Genomic DNA, 16,547 nt, shown 5'->3' with positions numbered 1-16,547 from the left:
GAACTCACTTCTCCCGGAACAGGCGCTGGAGCGGGGCGATGACGGCGATCACGATCAGCGTCAGGACGACGGCCAGGGCGGAGGCGGCGCCGAGGCGGCTGTCGTTGAAGGCCAGGTTGTAGACGGCGACGCCGGGGACCATGGTCTGGGTGCCGGGGCCGCCCTGGGTGGAGAGGTAGACGACGTCGAAGCTGGCGAGGGCGGCGATGATCGTGATGGTGACGCAGACGCCGATCTCGTTGCGGAGACCGGGGAGGGTCACGGCCCGGAACTGGCGGATGGGTCCGGCGCCGTCGATGCGGGCGGCCTCGTAGAGGCTGTTGTCGATCTTTCCGATGCCGGCCAGGAGCAGCATGGTGCACAGGCCGGTGGACAGCCAGGTGCCGATGAAGCCGACCGCGGTCAGGGCCCAGGTGAAGTCCGCGAGCCACGGGCGGGCGAGCGAGTCGAGGCCGATGGCGCGCAGCAGCTGGTTGACCACGCCGTTGTCGGAGTACATCCACGTCCAGGCCACGCCGGCGGCGGCGCCGGGGATGATCTGCGGCAGGAAGAGCAGGGTGCGGGCCAGGGCGCCGGTGAAGCGGCCCTGCAACTGCCGTAGGACGGAGGCGGTGATCAGGGCCAGGGTGAGCGGCAGGACGGTGAAGAACAGGATCAGGTAGAAGGCGTGGAGCAGGGAGTCGAGTTGCTCGTTGTCGGTGAAGACGGCCGTGTAGTTCTTCAGGCCCACCCAGGTGGAGGCGCCGACGCCGTCCCAGTCGTAGAAGGAGTACTGGATCGACATCAGGACCGGGCGGAAGTTGAAGACGCCGTAGAAGGCGAGGGTGGGGAGGGCGAAGAGCCAGCCGGCCCACCGCCTTGCCCGGAGCCTGGTGCGGCCCCGGGCGGCGGTGCCCTTCCTTGTGGGTCGGGGGGTGGAGGGCATGGTGCTCAGCTGCTCTTGAGTGCGTCGGCGTAGGTGGTCTGCAGGGTCTTGACCATGGCGGCCGGTTCGACCTTGCCGGAGACCAGCAGCTGGAGCTGCTGGGTCAGCTTGGTGCCCACCGCGGGGGCGGAGTTCTGCAGCCAGCTGTCGAAGCCGTTGTCGGCGGCGATGGCGGCGTAACCGGTCTGGATCTGTTCGGTCAGCGTGCCGGACAGGGACGGCTTGGCCGGGGAGGCGGTGCCGGAGGTCAGCGCCGCGTAGCCGTTCTTGACGGCGACCTTCGCGGCCTCGGGGGTGGTGAGGAAGTTCAGGAACAGGCCGGCGGCGTCCTTGTGCTGGGAGCGGGCGGCGATGGAGAAGGCGAGCGTGTTGCTGGTCATGCCCGCGTACGGGCCGTTCTTCTCGGCCGGCGGCATCGGGAAGACGCCGTACCTGCCCTTGAAGGTCTTGTCGATGGTCTGCGTGATCCAGCTGCCCTGGAAGAAGAACAGGCCCTTGCCGCCGGTGAACTGGCCGTACGACGCCTCCTGGTTGACGGAGTTGACGTCGGAGGCGAAGTAGCCCGCCTTGATCCACTTCTGCAGGGTCTCGGTGGCCTGGACCGCCGCCGGGGTGTCCAGGGTGGCGCCCGTCTGGTGGTACACGATGTCGCTGAGCTTGTCGGCGCCCATGTAGTCGCCGAGCAGCAGGTTGTAGAGGTGGCCGATCAGGCCGTCCTGGTTGGAGGCGACGATCGGGGTGATGCCGGACTTCTTCGCCTTGGCCATGACGGCCTCGAGCTCGGAGACGGAAGCGGGCACCTTCGTCATGCCGACCTTGGCGGCCAGCTCCTTGTTGTAGAAGACGCCGACCAGCGGGCCAGCCGAACCGCCCGCCTGGTACAGCTGCCCGCCGCCGATCACTCCGCTCAGCACCCGGCCGGGGGCGAGGGCGGAGGCGGGGACCTTGTCGCTCCAGCCGTACGCCTTGTCGTAGGCGTCGAGGTTGGTGAGCAGGTTGTCTTTCACCCCGCCGAGGAGGTCGTTCGGCGCGACGATGTCGGGCGTGGAGTCGGAGGCCAGCAGCCTTGGCAGCACGGTGTTGTAGTTGTTGTCCGCCTCGACCCGCAGCTTGACCTTGATCTTCGGGTACTTGGCCATGAAGGCGTCGGCCAGGCCCTGCTCGTAGGTCTCCAGACCGGCCGCGGAGAACAGGGTCAGGGTCGCCGGGGTGTTGCCGACGGCAGTGGAGACGGCGGTCGGCGTCGTGTTCGCTGCGGCGCCGGAGCCCGAGTCCGAGCCGGGTGCGCTGCACGCGGCCAGGGTGGACAGCGCGGCCGCGGCGGCGACGGCCGCCAGCGGGGCGCGCAGGCGACGGCCCACGGTTCTGGCGGGGGAGGTGGGGTGCTGCTCAGGCATGATGCCTCCTCGCATCCATGCGGCTGCCGTTCCCATCATGGTCGGCAGACAGAGATCGGATGCTTCTCGGACCGGGCCGCGGGGAGTGCGAAGCGGGTTTCGGAAGCGTTTCCGTTGCCGAAAGACTGAGGGCCGCCATCAGGTCTGTCAAGTAACGAAGCCGCAACATGCAGTTGACGTGGTGAAACGATCAGATGCCCGTACCTTCGGGTAGCCGATGCCCGCCGGGCCATCGGAAACCCTTCCAAGAATCATGGAAGCGTTTCCGAAAGTGAGTTAGCCTTCCGGCATGGCGCAGAGCTCCCAGAAGATCAACATGGCGGACGTGGCCGCTGCGGCCGGCGTCTCGATGGCCACCGCCTCACGCGCGCTCAACAACGAGAGCGGCGTCGCCGAGGCCACGCGCCGTCGCGTCCTCACGGTCGCCGAGGAGCTCTCCTACGTCGTCTCCCCCGAGGCGTCCCGGCTGGCCGGTGGCGACACGGGTCGGGTCGCGGTGGTCGTACCGCACATCTCGCGCTGGTTCTTCGCGGCGCTGCTGGAGGGCCTGGAGTCGGTACTGCGCGCGGCCGACCTGGACGTGTTGCTGTACCACGTGGACGGCATCGAGGACCGGCACGACTTCTTCCACCGGCTGCCCGCGCGACGGAAGGTCGACGCGGTCGTGGTCCTGGCCTTCCCGGTCGGCGAGGAGGAGCAACGGCGGCTGGAGCTCATGGGCGTCACGATCATCGCCGCGGGCGGCCAGCACGCGCCGTATCCGAACGTCTCCATCGACGACGAGACGGCCGGCCGCCAGGCCATGGACCATCTGCTCTTCCTCGGCCACCGACGCATCGCGATGATCGCGGCGGTCGACCCGGACCAGCCGGACGAGGTGCAGCCGTCGGGCCGCTCGAACGCGTACTACGCCGCCCTGCGCGATGCCGGCATCCCCCTCGACGAACGCCTCGTCGTCACCGTCGACTGGGGCGGCGACCAGGGCGCCGACGCCATGGCCAAGCTCCTCAGCCAGCCCGAGCCGCCGACTGCCGTCTACGCCCACTCCGACGAGGTCGCCCTCGGCGCGATCCGCACCCTGCGCCGGGCCGGGCTGCGCATCCCCGACGATCTGTCCGTCATCGGCATCGACGACCATCCGGTGGCCGAGCTGACGGACCTTACGACCGTGCGGCAGCCGGTGCGGGAGCAGGGGGAGTTGGCGGGCCGGATGCTGCTGGGCATCCTAGGCGGGGAGGAGACGGAGCACGACGTGGTCGTGCCGACGCAGCTGGTGATCCGTGGGAGCACGGCGCCGCCGCGCTCCTAGCAGTTTCGAAGCGTGACTCCAGGAGCCAAGTCAGCAGGACAGTCCGTCGACACTCCGGGGCCCGGGGCGAGTCAGAGTTGGCGCAACAGGGAACGCAAGACGGCGGACAGTTGGTCTCGCGGAATTCCGTTCTTCTCATGTTGACGCAAGCGCCGTCCAGATGCCTGTTTCACCTCGATATTACTTCGGCCCCGCGCATCGAGCAGCACGCATACGGCCACCGCTTTTGCCGACTTTATGGCACCTCCTTCGAAGCATCGATCATGGCCACTGTGGGATGGGATGCGCTTCCAAGGCCGACGATGGAGAGAGCACTGAGCAAGCTGGTTGGCAAATTCTTGAGAATTAACCGGTCTTTTTTCAGGGTCCTGAGAAAGTCCGCGTTCGATGACAGCACCCAAGCTTTGCGATACCTGAGGCGCGACGTCCCGCAACTTGTCAAAATGGCCGCTGATAATTCGGTCCCGGCGGGCGGCCGGGCCGAGACTAAGTGGACCGTTCGGGTACTGTCCAGACAGGAGATAGAAGACCGTTGCCGCCAACGAGTAGACATCAGATGCCACAGAGCACATTCTCGTGGTCAGCACTTCAGGGGCAACGGTGGCGAACGTCCCCTCCATAGGCGAGCGACCGTTCGAGTCCATCTGCACGGCCAATCCAAGGTCGCCAAGCAATACGTCACCGCTCGAATCGACGAAAGCATTCCCGGGCTTTACGTCGCGATGCAGTAGGCCAGCGGCATGAATTCGTTCGAGTCCATAACCAATCTGTTGACCCCAATGGACCGCCTTAGCGACATCCACCCCGAAGGGCGCCGCAGCCGCTTCAAGATCACCATCCATTACAGGCATTGTGAGATAGCGAATGTCAGTCCCGGCCGCGATATCTGCGTTGTAGACAGTGAGCAGGTATTCACTCTGCAGTTCCTTCAGAGTCTGCGCTTCGTCCCACGTCGCGGGTTGCCCCGGCATAGGCTCGAAGAGCTTCAGCGCTACCTCCATGCGCAGATGCTCATCCTCAACGCGATAGACCTCGCCGGTCGCCCCACGCCCAAGGCGTTCCAGTACCTGGTAGCGGTTGCTGATGCGGTTCCCGATCTGGCGTTGGCCGACCTGGGCTATCACCGTTCCCGACATGCCCAACACCCTATAGTGCTGAGCATGGTGGTACTCGGGATCAGCGTGGGCTTCCCAACGGCGGGGCGTGGGCCTGTCGTTGTCTGTGCAGTTCTGGAAGGTCAACGAGATCAGGCGCGGTTGGTTGAAGCATGCGAGCTCCGAACGGCGACGTCAGAGCTTATTGATCAAGTTGAAGATTTGGGGCGCAAGCTCAGCAGCAAGTTGTCAGCCTTGAAGCCTGACGCGGTGGTTATCTGCACAGCCGACGTCAGTCCAACTGGGAGCAGAAAGGCGGCGCCCCGTCATCGTCTGATGATCGAAGGCGCCTTGGGGTACATCTGCCGAGATCACAAGATCCAGAAGGTTGCCTACCGCAGTGGCAAAGAGGTAGGTGAGGCACTTGGCCTGCCCAAGGCCGACGCCCTGGCACGGGGAAAGGAGCTGGATCCCAAACGCGCTGCGGCAGCTGCGGCGGCACTCACGTCTTTGCCAACCGCATCTACCACAACCCCGAATCCGTCGTAGAAGAAGGCGGGGCCGCGGGCCGTCGACCCAGCACAGTCAGCGCTTCCACGCCACAGTCTGCAGCTTGAACGGTGGCCGCGGTCACCTGGTGGAGTACGACGGCCTGTACATGCTGTGCACCCAGACCGCGCGCTCGGCGAGCAGCTTGCGCGACGGTGGTACCGCTGGCGAGGTTGATGTCGATGATCAATACGTTGGTCGACAGTCCAACCGCCCGGGAAGACAAGTTGACCAGGTTGGAACACGAGGCCAGCAGTGCCCCTACCAGCCCCTCTGCGGCTGCACTGGCTGCGAGGACTGACTCAGCGCCGCACTGACGAGCGACTTCCATCACTTGGTCGGTGGCAAGGCGGAAGGATCCTGGGTCAGCCAAACGCTCGATGTTGCCCTGAGCCGTGTCCACTGCGTCCAAGAGACCGCTCATTGATACACCCCCGTCGTTTCACTGGCTTAGGCACGTGCTCAGTCTCAATGGGAACGAAGATCGTGCCAACACGGATACCGATTCCGTTACCGATGACACTTCCCTCGGCACGCGCTCTGGACTCGCCGAGCTAGGCCATGGCGTGGCTCTTGCCGTCCGACCCGATGCCGATACGTGCTGAACGTGTCGAGCACCAGCTTGCGCTGACCTGCCATCAAGCTGTGCCCTACGGCCCACTCTGCTGGAGGGACACAGCAGACCCTCCGCGAGGAGCGGGGTGCGTGGGCGCTCTCGATCCCCCTCCTCGCGGCTGCTGCGGCGGCCACTCGGGACGGCTCTGGCCCCGATCCCGAGGGCACATCCAGGGCACATGAGCCTGGGAAACGGCGTTGACCCGTGAGAACTACCGAGGAGAGTTTCCGCAGGTCAACGCACATTTCTCCGAGAAACCCCAGGTCACCGCCCCACCCCTCCCATTCGCTGCACGAGTGGCAGGACTTCTCGCACCGGTTGCATGAGGCGGGGCATCAGCCGTACTGCTTGGTGTGGCCCTGACCTGAGGTTTCGTGGGGTGCCCACCAAGCCCTTCTGATCCGCCTCGCCGTCCGCGAGGCGTGCAGGAAGCTGGGCACCGAGCACCTGACCGGCACCACCCGCGAAGCCTACGAACCGCACGACGTGGACGACCGCAGGTACGTCGAACGCGCCACCTTCTACGAGGCCGCGGCCGTCGGCAAACCCGCGGGCACGCTCGTGCGCACGCTCTGCTTCACCGCCGCCCGCACCGGCACGCCGGCATGGTGGCGCGGAGCGTAGGGGGCGGCTCAAGATGCGGCCTGATCAGCACCTTCGCCGCGTTCGGAGGAGATCACGAAGACAGCGGCGGAGGGATGCAGCACCATGAAAACCGAGCCTGCCGAGCCTGTGGGAGGAGCCATGGGAAAGGTTCTCGGTGACGTGCTGGGTCTTGCGGCCGGCGTCGCGGTCAGCCCACTTCCGGTCATCGCGGTCATCCTCATCCTCGCCACACCCCGGGGACGTCTCAACGGACCGCTCTTCACCGTCGGCTGGCTGCTCGGACTCGCGGTACTGGGCGCAATCATGCTGGCGATCGCTTCCCCCGCAGGCGCCTCCGCCCACAAACACCCGGCCACCTGGGTCGGAGCTCTCAAGCTCGCCCTGGGCGTGCTTCTCGTCCTCTTCGGAGCCCGGCAGTGGCGCCGGCGCCCCGCGGATCCCTCGCAAGCTCAACTGCCCAAGTGGATGGGCGCGATCGACCGTCTCACACCGCTCAAGGTCTTCGGCCTCGGAGTGGCGCTGGCCGCGCTCAACGCCAAGAACGCCCCGCTGACCATCGCCGCAGGCGCCGCGATCGGCTCAGCCGGACTTCCGGTCGGGCAGCAGATCGCGTCGCTGGCGATCTTCGTCGTCATCGCCACCCTCGGCCTGCTGGCCCCGCTGGGGGTCTTCCTCCTCGGAGGAGAGCGAGCGAAGACCACGCTCGGCAACTGGAAGGACTGGGCAGCTCAGCACAATGTCGCCGTGATGGCTGTCCTGTTCTTCGTCCTCGGGCTGAAACTGCTCGGCGACGGCATCTCCGTCCTCACCTCCTGACAGCCCTGAGGTTTCGGGTCAGCGTGGCCGTCAGCCGGCGGCCGGGCGGCCCTTGCGGTGCTGCCCCCCTGTCGTCGGCCCTGCGCCGCACGAGGTCGACGGCCTCCCACGACACGGTGGCAAGGGCCACCAGCGACAGCAGCAGGTAGAAGACGAAGAGCTTGTGCAGATCGTCGAGGAAGTACCAGATCGATGCGGTGGCACTGAACCAGAAGGCGACCAGTGAGCCGACACCGCGCTCCTGGCCGCGTACCGCGCTGACGAGACAGCAGGCGGCGGCCAGGGCCAGCAGGGCGGCGATGGCGACGTACGAGTGGCCCCAGCCGACGTCGGCGCGCCGCAGCTCGGAGTTGACCGCCACGGCCTCGGCCACCGGCCCCCAGCCCATCGCGCACGACAGGCGTGTCGACCAGGGCAGCGTCACGATGCCCAGCACACCGGCCGCGATGGCGACCCGGCCGAAGTGAGCGGTGTCCACCAGTTGGACTCGCGCGCACAGCATCGACAGCAGGCAGCCGAGCAGAGCCAGAGTGCCGTCGGCGGAAGGGCGCAGTGAGATACGGAACCTGTCCCGGAGGGCGGTTCGGCCGCCGGATCGCGTCGCCGGGGGCCGGGGCGTGGTGGCCTGGGCGGTCGGCATGGAGGCCTGTGCCAGGGCGTCGGCGAGGGCCGCGCGCATCTGTCCCGCATCGGCGAATCGTTCCGCCGGGTCCTTGCGCAGTGCGCGCAGGATCACTGCCTCCACCGCCGGCGGTACCTGCGGCCGGAACCGGGAGACCGGCTCGGGTTCGGCGTACAGGTGCTGATGCATGACGGCGAACGGCGAATCGCCACGGAACGGGGTCTGTCCGGTCAGCAGTTCGTGCAGCAGGCACCCCATCGCGTACAGATCGGCGCGGTGGTCGATCTCCGCGCCGCTGATCTGCTCGGGCGAGAGGTAGGCGGGGGTGCCTATGGCCGCGCCGCTGCCGGTGATACGGGTGGCGGCCTCGGCGAACGCCTTGGCGATGCCGAAGTCGAGGACCTTCACGGTGTCGGGTCCGGTGAGCATGATGTTCGAGGGCTTGATGTCCCTGTGTACGATGCCGCGCTCGTGGCTGTGCCGCAGCGCGTCCAGTACCGCGCAGGCCGCGTCGATCGCCGCGGCGACGGGAAGTGGGCCGTCGCGCAGGGCTTCGGCGAGGGTGGCGCCCTGCACGTACTCCATGACCAGGTAGGGCCGCGGGCCGTCCGGGTGCGGCTCCTCGCCGACGTCGTGGATGGTGGCCACTGCCGGATGGTTCAGTGCGGCGGCCGCGTGCGCCTCGCGCCGGAAGCGGGCTCGCGACTGCGGATCGTGGGCCAACTCCGAGGAGAGCAGCTTGACCGCGACGGTACGGCGCAGCTGCCGGTCCACCCCCCGGTGGACCGTTCCCATGCCACCCTGTCCGAGCTTCTCGACCAGCTCGTACCGGCCACTGAGGACCACGTCCCGCCCCACTCGCGCCTCCCCGTGATGTTCAGAACCCCCGGCGCAGCTTACGGCGCGACCTCGACGGGCCGATCGCCGAGTCGGCGGGATCCAGAAGGGCTTGGTGGGCTGATGCCGTCACCGAACTGCTCGTGGACCAGGGCCTTGAGCGTGGTGCCGTAGACCGAGGCGCGTCCGGGCCGTCGCCTCCCTGTCCGGAGGCGAACGCCAGCGCGTGCTGCCGGCCCGCGCCGGCTCAGCGGCCCCGGCTCGTCGCCCTCGACGAGGTCTTCGGCGTGACCACCACCACAGACCACCACAGTACGCACCCCGTACTACGTGACAGGTAGTATCGAGGCTCGTACTATAGGGACCCGGAGGCAAGGAGACGGGAATCGCATGCACAGCAACGACGCCCAGATGCTCGTGCTCACCGTCCTCGCGGACGGACCGCGGCACGGATACGCCATCAACACCGCGATCGAGAAGCTGACCGGCCGCAGGCTCGGCCCCGGCAGTCTCTACGGCGCGCTGTCCCGGCTGGAGGCGCGCGAGCTGATCCGGCCCGCGGACGAGGCGGGCGAGGCCCAGGAGCGGCATCGCACCATGCGGATCACCGACGCGGGCCGCGAGCAACTGCGGGTGGAACTCCAGCAGATGGCCCGCATCTCGGCCGCCGGTCTGCGCGCGCTCGGGATCGGCCCGGCATGAGCGCGGCCACGCTGCTGGCCGGGCTCTACCCGCCGGCCGTACGCGAGCGCTGGGGCGCGGACATCAGGAGCGAGGTGTCCGCGTCCGGCATCCGGTCCTGGCCCGACACCGTCGCGGGGGCTGCCCGGCTGTGGCTCCACCCCGGCGACTGGCCCGAGACGTTCACCGGGCAGACCCGCCGTGTCCTCACCGTCGCCCTGTTCGCGCTGGGGGCGACGGCCGCACTGCTGCTGCGCTCCCTCGAACCGTCCGGCGCCCTGGCCGCCGACCGCCACCACCCGGCCGCCGGCCTGTGGCTCGCCCCGCTGCTCCTCGGCATCGCCCTCGCCGCACCGCTCCCCCTGCTGCGCGGCGCGGCCCTGCGCCGGCTGGTCGCAGCGGCGGTCCGCACCCTGGCGGCCCCGGCCGTCGCGGTCGTAGCCCTGTGCCTGCTGGCCTGGAGCGGCACGCCCGCCCGGACCACCGGCCTCGCCGACGGCGCCATGGTGGGCTATTACTGGCTCACGCTCGGCTTCGTCGCCCTCCGGCTGTGCGTCCTGGTCGCCCGGGTCGCCCGTACGGCCACCCTGCCGTCGACCCGCCGGCTGTCCACGGCCCTGCTGTACCTCGGCGCGGGACTGGCCCTCGCCGCCGGCCGGAATCTCCTCGCCGCTCCCCCCGGCCCGGCCTCCGTCACCGAGACCCTGGCGCTGGCCCTCCTGGCCGCCACGGCCCTGAGCGCCGGCCGCGATCTGCGGCGGAAGAGAGCCCGGGTCCGATGACCGCCGCCCCGACTCCCGTACCACCGAAGGTCGTTGTCGTCGTACCGACCTACAACGAACGGGAGAACCTGCCCGTCCTGGCCCGCCTCCTCGCGGAACTGCCGCTGCCGGACCTGCATGTGCTCGTGGTCGACGACAACTCCCCGGACGGCACCGGGGAGATCGCCGACCGGCTCGCCGCCGAGTCGCCGGACACCGTCGGCGTGCTGCACCGCACCGCGAAGGACGGGCTCGGCCGCGCCTACCTCGCCGGTATGACGCGCGCGCTGGACGAGGGCGCCGACGTGGTGATCCAGATGGACGCCGATCTCTCGCACCCGGCCTCGGCGATCCCGGCGATGGTCGACACGCTGCTGACGCGGGGCGCCGGCGTCGTCCTCGGGTCCCGCTATGTCGCCGGAGGCTCGACCGCCGCCGCCTGGCCGTGGCACCGCAAGGCCCTGTCCGCCTGGGCCAACCTCTACGTCAACGCCATCCTGCGGCTCGGCGTGAAGGACGCCACCGCCGGCTTCAAGGCCTGGCGGGCCGGGACGCTCCGGGCGATCGACCTGCCGACCGTGCGCAGCAACGGCTACTCCTTCCAGGTCGAGATGAACTACCGCGCCATCACACGGGGGTTGACCATCCTCGAGGTGCCGATCCGGTTCGAGGAGCGGATCGAGGGCGCCTCCAAGATGAGCCTGGCCGTCCAGCTCGAATCCGCGCTCACCCCGTGGCGGCTGCGCTTCGGGAACACCCGGGCTTGAGCCCCCCCGCGTACTGGTCGGTACGCCATACCCTCCTGCCCGTTGGGTCCTGGCCCGTCTGGGTCTATCGTCGGAATCCTGAGGTCAGGACGAGGAGGACGGCCGGGTGATGCCGCAGGACGAGGCCGTGATCGGCTGTACGGGCAAGGTGCTCATCGGGACGCGCGGATCCGCGGGTCCCGGAGAGGTCCTGGTACGGGTCAGAGGCGGCTCCGAGACCTTCCTGGCCTGGTCCGAGGAGCCCCTGCCCGCGGGCGCCACGGTCCTCGTGATCGAATCACGGGGATGCCGCGAGGTCGGCGTCATCGAGTGGGTGGATCCACTGGATGCGCTCGGCGGAGACACCGCCGGCGCAAGCTGAGGAGTACAGGCATGTTCGGATACCGCGTTCCCGCGCCCGACGAGGCGATGCTGATCTCGGGCGGCAGGCGGGGACTGGGGGGCGCTCCGTTCCGCGTGGTCACCGGCCACGGCAAGTTCGTGCTTCCGGTCTTTCGCAAGGTCCGCTTCCTCACGCTGTCGATGTGTGAGGCGGAGGTCACCGAGACCTGCGTGACCAAGCAGGGCATCTCGCTGCACGTCCGCGCGGTCATCGCCTTCAAGGTCGGCAACGACCAGGAGAGCATCATCAACGCCGGCCAGCGCTTCCTGTCCGACCAGGAACAGATGTCGGTGCTCACCGGCCGGATCTTCGCCGGCCATCTGCGCGCCATCATCGGCTCGATGACGGTCGAGGAGATCGTCACCGAGCGGCAGAAGCTCGCCGCCGAGGTCCTGGACACCTCGAAGGTGGAGATGGCGAAGATCGGCCTGATCGTCGACTCGCTGCAGATCCAGTCCATCGACGACGGCAACACCGGCTACATCGACGCGATGTCCGCCCCGCACAAGGCCGCCATCCAGCGCCAGGCCCAGATCGCCCAGGCCCAGGCCACCCAGGCCTCGGTCGAGGCGGAGCAGGCGGCGGCCCGCAAGCAGGCCGAGTACGCCCGGCAGACCGCCATCGTCAAGGCCGAGTACTCCGCCGAGGTGGACCGGGCGCAGGCCCAGGCCTCCCAGGCGGGACCGCTGGCGCAGGCTCACGCCCAGCAGGAGGTGCTGGAGGCGCAGACCGAACTGGCTCAGAAGCAGGCCGAGTTGCGCCAGCAGCAGCTGGTGGCCGAGGTCGTCAAGCCCGCCCAGGCCGAGGCCGAGCGGGTCCGGATCCTCGCCGCCGCCGAGGCCCAGCGCATGAAGATCCAGGCGGAGGCCGCGGCCTCCTACGACCGGGTCGCGCTGGACCGCATGCTCATCGACCAGCTCCCGCAGATCGTGAAGGAGGCCGCGGGCGGCCTGGCCGGCGCCAACGTCAACGTCCTCAACGGCGCCGACGGCCTCGGCGAGATCGCCGCCGGCCTGGTCTCCCAGGGCCTGACGATCCTGGACTCGGTCCGCCAGAACCTGAACGGCCAGGACAAGGACAGGAACGACACCGGCAACGGCGGCAACAGCGGCAACCCGACCGCCCTGCTCCAACTGCGCGCGGGCAAGGGGCGGTCCGGGGACGACGACGGCCCGGTCGACGTCGACTAGGCGCTCCGCGGGCACCGGCTTCCCGGCGACCGGCACCGCGCCCGGGGAGCCGGGCATCCGGGGGGCCGTGCGCCGGGCCAGCGCGCTGTCACCAGTGAACCTGGACCCACACGCGGTACCCCGCGCTGGACGGGCTCCGCGGGGCCGCCGTCGTGCTGGTCCTGTTGTTTCACTCAAACGTCCTGACCTGGGGATATCTGGGCGTCGACGTCTTCTTCGCACTGTCGGGCTTCTTGATCACTGTCGTTCTGCGCCAACCTGTATGTCGCCGCGGACCTCGGCGACCTCGGCCCCCTCACCGCGACCTGGTCGCCGGCCCAGGAGGAGCAGTTCTATCTGCTCTGGCCACTCGCCCTCGGCCTGCTCATGCTCCGCCCCGCCTGGCTGCGGCTGCTGCTGACCGGTGGGGCGGTGTGCCTGCTGGCCGGCGTCCTGGCCGTGCACGACCACGTTGTCACGGGCACCTCCGGGTACTTCAGTCCCTATGTGCGCGGAGCGGAACTCCTGATCGACTGTCTGGCCGCCACGGTCCACGGTCCACGGTTCAGCGCGGGTCGAACACCGGTTCCTCGTCGACCGGTTGGGCCTCTGTCGGGGCCGCCGTGCTCGCCAGCAGGCACAGGGCCGCGTCGGACGGGGAGCCGGGCTCGGCCGTGTAGGCGATGAGGCGCCTGCCCGAGGCCCCGGGCAGGCACAGGTTCTCGAAGCTCAGCTCCAGGGCGCCGACCACCGGATGGTGCAGGGACTTGACGCCCGAGGTGCAGGTACGCACCGGATGCCGAGCCCACAGGGAGCTGAACTCGCCGTTCTGGATGGACAGTTGCCCGATCAGTTCGGCCAGGGCGCGGTCGTCGGGATGCCGACCCGCGACCAGCCGCAGGGAGGCGACCGCGAGCAGGGCCTCCTCCTTCCGGTCGGCGTACAGGTCCCGGTACCGCTCGTCCAGGAACAGCATCCGGATCAGGTTGGGGCGCTCACCGGGCGTGTCCGGCGCTTCCCAGGGCAGATGGGGGGCGAGCAGGGCGCGGCCGAGCCGGTTCCAGGCGAGGACGTCACCGCGCCGGTCCAGGATGAGCGCGGGTACGTCCGTCATGGCCGCGAGCAGCTGACGGGCCGAGGCGGTCGCCCGTTCCGCGCGGGGTACGGCGGGGCGGCGGGCGCCGGTGGGGCGGGCCAGGTCCTTGAGGTGGGCGGTCTCGTCCTCGCTGAGCCGCAGGGTGCGGGCGATCGCGTCCAGCACGGAGTCCGAGACACCGGCCGCGCGGCCCTGTTCGAGGCGGGTGTAGTGGGTGACGCTGACCCCGGCGAGCAGGGCCAGCTCCTCGCGGCGCAGCCCGGCGACCCGGCGCTGGTTCGGCGCGGTCGCGAGCCCGACGTCCTCGGGCCGTACGGCGCCCCGGCGGGACTTGAGGAAATCTCCCAGCTCGGACGGGGCGTCCATCGGTGCCTCCTGAAGGGTGTCGGCCGCCGTCCATCATGCCCGCCGGGCCGGGCGGACGGGAGCCGTGAGGGTGGTCATGCGATGACCACCCACGCGGCGACGGGCCCGAAGCCGGTACTGGCTGCCCCGCCGGGACCGGACGAGCCTCTTTCTCCGCAACCCCCTGTCGGAGAAAGGACCCACTGTCATGTCCACCCTTGCCGAGCAACGGGCGGGCACCGCGCCCGCCGCCCTCACCCCCCGGCTCCGCCTGGTGCTGGTGGTGCTGCTCGCGGCCCAGTTCATGCTGGCCGTGGACTTCTCGATCCTGAACGTGGCCCTGCCGGTGATCGGCACGGGCCTCGGCTTCCCGCTGGCCCGTCTCCAGTGGATCGGCACGGCCTTCGCCCTGTGCGCGGCCGGGTTCACCCTGCTGTTCGGCCGGATCGCCGACCTCTTCGGCCGCCGCCGGCTCTTCCTGGGCGGTCTCGTCGTCCTCGGCGCGGCTTCACTGGCCGGCGGACTGGCACAGACCCCCGCAGTGCTGCTCACCGCCCGGGTGTTCCAGGGCCTGGCCACGGCGGCGGTGACCCCGGCGGGCCTGTCGCTGCTGACCACGTCCTTCCCGGAGGGGCCGCTGCGGCAGAAGGCGCTCGGCCTCAACGGGGCGCTGATGTCGGCCGGTTTCACCACCGGCGCGATCCTCGGCGGCCTGCTGACGGACCTGCTGTCCTGGCGCTGGGCGTTCTTCGTCAACGTCCCCGTCGCCGTGGCCGTCCTGTTCGTCGCGCCCGCCGTGATCGCCGAGTCGCGGCCCGCGGTACGTCCGCGGCTGGACATGCCCGGCGCGGTCACCGTCACGCTCGGTCTGCTGGCCGTCGTCCTCGGTCTCACCCAGGCCGGCGAACACGGCTGGGGCTCACCCGCGGCCCTGCTGCCCCTGGCCGCCGGGGTGGTGCTGCTGATCGCGTTCCAGGCGATCGAACGCCGGGTGGCGGAGCCGCTGGTACCGCTCGGCGTGCTCGGCAGGCGGACGGTGGCCTGGGGGAACGTCGCCGGTCTGATCGCGTTCGTGACCGAGACGTCCCTCGTCTTCCTTCTGACCCTCTACCTCCAGGAGGTGCTCGGCTTCTCCCCGCTGGCCGCCGGGCTGTCGTTCGGGGTGCTGGGCATCGGCACGGTCGTGGGCGGTGCGCTCGCCCCGCGCGTGATCGGCCGGACCAGCCCCACCACGGCACTCGTGGCCGGCGGCACGGTCCAGGCGGTGTTCACGGCGGCCCTGCTCTTCCTCGGCACCGGCCACGGCTCGCTCGGGCTGCTGCTGGCCGCCACGTTCGCGGGCGGGGTGGGCAACATGCTGGTGATCGTCGGCTTCATGGTCACCGCCACCTCCGGGCTGGCCGACCACGAGCAGGGCCTCGCCACCGGGCTGGCCACGATGACCCAGCAGATCGGGATCACCCTGGGCACCCCGGTGATGAGCGCCGTGGCCACGGCGGCCATGGCGGGTACGGACGTCCTGGCCGGACTGAAGACGGCGATCGCGGTGAACGCGGCCCTCGTCGTCCTGGGCACGCTCACCAGCGCGGTGTTCCTGCGACGCCGGGCACGCTGAGCGCGCCCTCGTACGACGCGCCGCTACGGCGGTCAGTCCAGCTGGAGCCGGTCCGCCAGCCCCGCCTCGGTGAACGCCGTCACGACCTCCTCGCGCCCCTCCGTGAAGTGGGCCCAGCTGTCGCAGTGGGCCGGCACCACGCGGCGGGCGCCGAGCAGCTCGGCGGCGGTGGCCGCGCCCTTGCCGTCGAGGACGAGGAGGGCGTCGTCCAGGACCGCCAGGCGGGGCGCCCCGGCGAAGAGGACGGCCGTGTCGACGGGGCCGTGCCGGTCGGCGATCTCCTGGACCAGTTCCAGGGAGGCGTTGTCGCCGCTGACGTACACGCTGGGCAGGTCGGCGGAGGTCAGCAGGAAGCCGGTGACCTCGCCGACGAGCGGCTCGGAGCCCTTGGGGCCGTGCAGGGCGGGCGTGGCGGTCACGGTGACCGTACCGCCGTCGGGGCGGGGCAGCTCGGCGGACTGCCAGGGGATGAGCGGCACGGTGCTGCCGCCGAGCCGCTCGGCCGCCGCGGGCGTGGTGAAGGTGCGCGGGGTGGCGGCGAGCACGCTGCGGCCGGAGTGGTCGAGGTTGTCGGCGTGCTGGTCGTGCGAGAGCAGGACGACGTCCACGGGTCCCAGCTCGGCGGCGCTCGTGCGCGGCGGGGCGGTCTTGACCAGGGTCCGGCCGCTCGGCGAGGGGTACTCGCCCCGGTCGTCGAAGGTCGGGTCGGTGAGGACGCGGAGGCCGCCGTACTCGATGAGGACGGTGGGACCGCCGAGGACACGGACGGGGATCCGCTCGCCGGACTCGGAGGACTGGCCAGTCATGACGCTGCTCACCTCACGGATAGAAGGAATGTCATCCGTGAGGAACAGTAGAGGGCGCTCATGGATGAGGGCAAGGGAACCGTGAGAAACGTGGGAACGCGGGAGCACGAGAGAGGGGGCCATGGCGGCCCGGCGGCACCACCCGGAAACCCTA

At 69.7% G+C, this 16,547-nt stretch carries 17 protein-coding genes; 10 read left to right on the top strand and 7 right to left on the bottom strand.

Features of this window, described 5'->3' with window-relative positions; genetic code table 11:
- Positions 1-4: 4 nt before the first annotated feature.
- Positions 5-925 (bottom strand): carbohydrate ABC transporter permease, encoded by a 921-nt coding sequence (locus tag ACH47Z_RS24785; protein WP_399077179.1) that lies wholly within the window; start codon positions 923-925, stop codon positions 5-7.
- Positions 926-930: 5 nt separating this feature from the next.
- Positions 931-2,322 (bottom strand): ABC transporter substrate-binding protein, encoded by a 1,392-nt coding sequence (locus ACH47Z_RS24780; RefSeq protein WP_399077177.1) that lies wholly within the window; start codon positions 2,320-2,322, stop codon positions 931-933.
- A 289-nt stretch (positions 2,323-2,611) separates the two neighbouring features.
- On the opposite strand from ACH47Z_RS24780, the gene ACH47Z_RS24775 reads away from it, so the two are divergent.
- Positions 2,612-3,631: a LacI family DNA-binding transcriptional regulator gene (locus ACH47Z_RS24775; RefSeq protein ID WP_399077175.1), complete on the top strand. Its 1,020-nt coding sequence runs from the start codon at positions 2,612-2,614 to the stop codon at positions 3,629-3,631.
- A gap of 71 nt (positions 3,632-3,702) precedes the next feature.
- Here ACH47Z_RS24775 and ACH47Z_RS24770 read toward each other — a convergent pair whose 3' ends face one another.
- A complete protein-coding gene (locus ACH47Z_RS24770) occupies positions 3,703-4,767 on the bottom strand; it encodes a serine/threonine protein kinase (RefSeq protein ID WP_399077174.1) in 1,065 nt (354 codons plus the stop codon).
- A gap of 24 nt (positions 4,768-4,791) precedes the next feature.
- Here ACH47Z_RS24770 and ACH47Z_RS24765 point away from each other — a divergent pair, with 24 nt between their 5' ends.
- The 3 genes from ACH47Z_RS24765 (at position 4,792) to ACH47Z_RS24755 (ending at position 7,312) form a co-directional block, all read left to right on the top strand.
- Positions 4,792-5,274 (top strand): hypothetical protein, encoded by a 483-nt coding sequence (locus ACH47Z_RS24765; RefSeq protein ID WP_399077172.1) that lies wholly within the window; start codon positions 4,792-4,794, stop codon positions 5,272-5,274.
- Positions 5,275-6,376: 1,102 nt separating this feature from the next.
- On the top strand, positions 6,377-6,514 hold the full coding sequence (locus ACH47Z_RS24760; RefSeq protein WP_399077170.1) for a hypothetical protein: 138 nt from the start codon (positions 6,377-6,379) through the stop codon (positions 6,512-6,514).
- 120 nt (positions 6,515-6,634) lie between these two features.
- Positions 6,635-7,312: a GAP family protein gene (locus tag ACH47Z_RS24755; RefSeq protein WP_399077168.1), complete on the top strand. Its 678-nt coding sequence runs from the start codon at positions 6,635-6,637 to the stop codon at positions 7,310-7,312.
- Here ACH47Z_RS24755 and ACH47Z_RS24750 read toward each other — a convergent pair.
- Positions 7,302-8,792 carry a protein kinase gene (locus ACH47Z_RS24750; protein WP_399077166.1) on the bottom strand — a complete coding sequence of 497 codons (1,491 nt, stop codon included), beginning with the start codon at positions 8,790-8,792 and terminating at the stop codon, positions 7,302-7,304. The two genes, ACH47Z_RS24755 and ACH47Z_RS24750, sit on opposite strands and share 11 nt — an antisense overlap.
- Before the next feature lie 38 nt (positions 8,793-8,830).
- On the bottom strand, positions 8,831-9,079 hold the full coding sequence (locus ACH47Z_RS24745) for a hypothetical protein (RefSeq protein WP_399077532.1): 249 nt from the start codon (positions 9,077-9,079) through the stop codon (positions 8,831-8,833).
- Between the two features lie 82 nt (positions 9,080-9,161).
- Between ACH47Z_RS24745 and ACH47Z_RS24740 the strand changes: the two genes are divergently transcribed.
- The 5 genes from ACH47Z_RS24740 to ACH47Z_RS24720 all read left to right on the top strand — a co-directional run bounded on the left by ACH47Z_RS24740 (position 9,162) and on the right by ACH47Z_RS24720 (position 12,552).
- On the top strand, positions 9,162-9,473 hold the full coding sequence (locus tag ACH47Z_RS24740; protein WP_399077164.1) for a PadR family transcriptional regulator: 312 nt from the start codon (positions 9,162-9,164) through the stop codon (positions 9,471-9,473).
- Positions 9,470-10,234, top strand: coding sequence for a hypothetical protein (locus tag ACH47Z_RS24735; protein WP_399077162.1), 765 nt, complete (start codon positions 9,470-9,472; stop codon positions 10,232-10,234). The genes ACH47Z_RS24740 and ACH47Z_RS24735 overlap by 4 nt, the downstream gene beginning before the upstream one ends.
- Positions 10,231-10,980, top strand: coding sequence for a polyprenol monophosphomannose synthase (locus tag ACH47Z_RS24730; protein ID WP_399077160.1), 750 nt, complete (start codon positions 10,231-10,233; stop codon positions 10,978-10,980). Before ACH47Z_RS24735 ends, ACH47Z_RS24730 begins: the two co-directional genes overlap by 4 nt.
- Positions 10,981-11,089: 109 nt before the next feature.
- Complete coding sequence (locus ACH47Z_RS24725; protein ID WP_399077159.1) at positions 11,090-11,341, top strand: hypothetical protein; 252 nt, start codon at positions 11,090-11,092, stop codon at positions 11,339-11,341.
- 11 nt (positions 11,342-11,352) lie between these two features.
- On the top strand, positions 11,353-12,552 hold the full coding sequence (locus ACH47Z_RS24720) for a flotillin family protein (protein ID WP_399077157.1): 1,200 nt from the start codon (positions 11,353-11,355) through the stop codon (positions 12,550-12,552).
- Between the two features lie 544 nt (positions 12,553-13,096).
- Here ACH47Z_RS24720 and ACH47Z_RS24715 read toward each other — a convergent pair.
- Positions 13,097-13,993, bottom strand: a complete 897-nt coding sequence (locus ACH47Z_RS24715) for a helix-turn-helix transcriptional regulator (protein ID WP_399077155.1) — start codon at positions 13,991-13,993, stop codon at positions 13,097-13,099.
- Positions 13,994-14,180: 187 nt separating this feature from the next.
- Here ACH47Z_RS24715 and ACH47Z_RS24710 point away from each other — a divergent pair, with 187 nt between their 5' ends.
- Positions 14,181-15,587, top strand: a complete 1,407-nt coding sequence (locus ACH47Z_RS24710; protein WP_399077153.1) for an MFS transporter — start codon at positions 14,181-14,183, stop codon at positions 15,585-15,587.
- A 32-nt stretch (positions 15,588-15,619) separates the two neighbouring features.
- Here ACH47Z_RS24710 and ACH47Z_RS24705 read toward each other — a convergent pair whose 3' ends face one another.
- Positions 15,620-16,393, bottom strand: a complete 774-nt coding sequence (locus ACH47Z_RS24705) for an MBL fold metallo-hydrolase (RefSeq protein ID WP_399077151.1) — start codon at positions 16,391-16,393, stop codon at positions 15,620-15,622.
- Positions 16,394-16,547 lie beyond the last annotated feature (154 nt).

It is taken from the genome of Streptomyces sp. NPDC020192, assembly GCF_044388685.1.
GTDB lineage: Bacteria > Actinomycetota > Actinomycetes > Streptomycetales > Streptomycetaceae > Streptomyces.
This window is presented reverse-complemented; position numbering and strand designations above follow the sequence as displayed.

Bases quoted from the DNA above. Each gene is read 5' to 3' on its own strand.
- ACH47Z_RS24770 (WP_399077174.1), bottom strand. From the start codon at position 4,767: ATGTCGGGAACGGTGATAGCCCAGGTCGGCCAACGCCAGATCGGGAAC.
- ACH47Z_RS24775 (WP_399077175.1), top strand. From the start codon at position 2,612: ATGGCGCAGAGCTCCCAGAAGATCAACATGGCGGACGTGGCCGCTGCG.
- ACH47Z_RS24780 (WP_399077177.1), bottom strand. From the start codon at position 2,322: ATGCCTGAGCAGCACCCCACCTCCCCCGCCAGAACCGTGGGCCGTCGC.
- ACH47Z_RS24785 (WP_399077179.1), bottom strand. From the start codon at position 925: ATGCCCTCCACCCCCCGACCCACAAGGAAGGGCACCGCCGCCCGGGGC.
- ACH47Z_RS24725 (WP_399077159.1), top strand. From the start codon at position 11,090: ATGCCGCAGGACGAGGCCGTGATCGGCTGTACGGGCAAGGTGCTCATC.
- ACH47Z_RS24720 (WP_399077157.1), top strand. From the start codon at position 11,353: ATGTTCGGATACCGCGTTCCCGCGCCCGACGAGGCGATGCTGATCTCG.
- ACH47Z_RS24765 (WP_399077172.1), top strand. From the start codon at position 4,792: ATGGTGGTACTCGGGATCAGCGTGGGCTTCCCAACGGCGGGGCGTGGG.
- ACH47Z_RS24735 (WP_399077162.1), top strand. From the start codon at position 9,470: ATGAGCGCGGCCACGCTGCTGGCCGGGCTCTACCCGCCGGCCGTACGC.
- ACH47Z_RS24755 (WP_399077168.1), top strand. From the start codon at position 6,635: ATGGGAAAGGTTCTCGGTGACGTGCTGGGTCTTGCGGCCGGCGTCGCG.
- ACH47Z_RS24740 (WP_399077164.1), top strand. From the start codon at position 9,162: ATGCACAGCAACGACGCCCAGATGCTCGTGCTCACCGTCCTCGCGGAC.
- ACH47Z_RS24715 (WP_399077155.1), bottom strand. From the start codon at position 13,993: ATGGACGCCCCGTCCGAGCTGGGAGATTTCCTCAAGTCCCGCCGGGGC.
- ACH47Z_RS24730 (WP_399077160.1), top strand. From the start codon at position 10,231: ATGACCGCCGCCCCGACTCCCGTACCACCGAAGGTCGTTGTCGTCGTA.
- ACH47Z_RS24705 (WP_399077151.1), bottom strand. From the start codon at position 16,393: ATGACTGGCCAGTCCTCCGAGTCCGGCGAGCGGATCCCCGTCCGTGTC.
- ACH47Z_RS24710 (WP_399077153.1), top strand. From the start codon at position 14,181: ATGTCCACCCTTGCCGAGCAACGGGCGGGCACCGCGCCCGCCGCCCTC.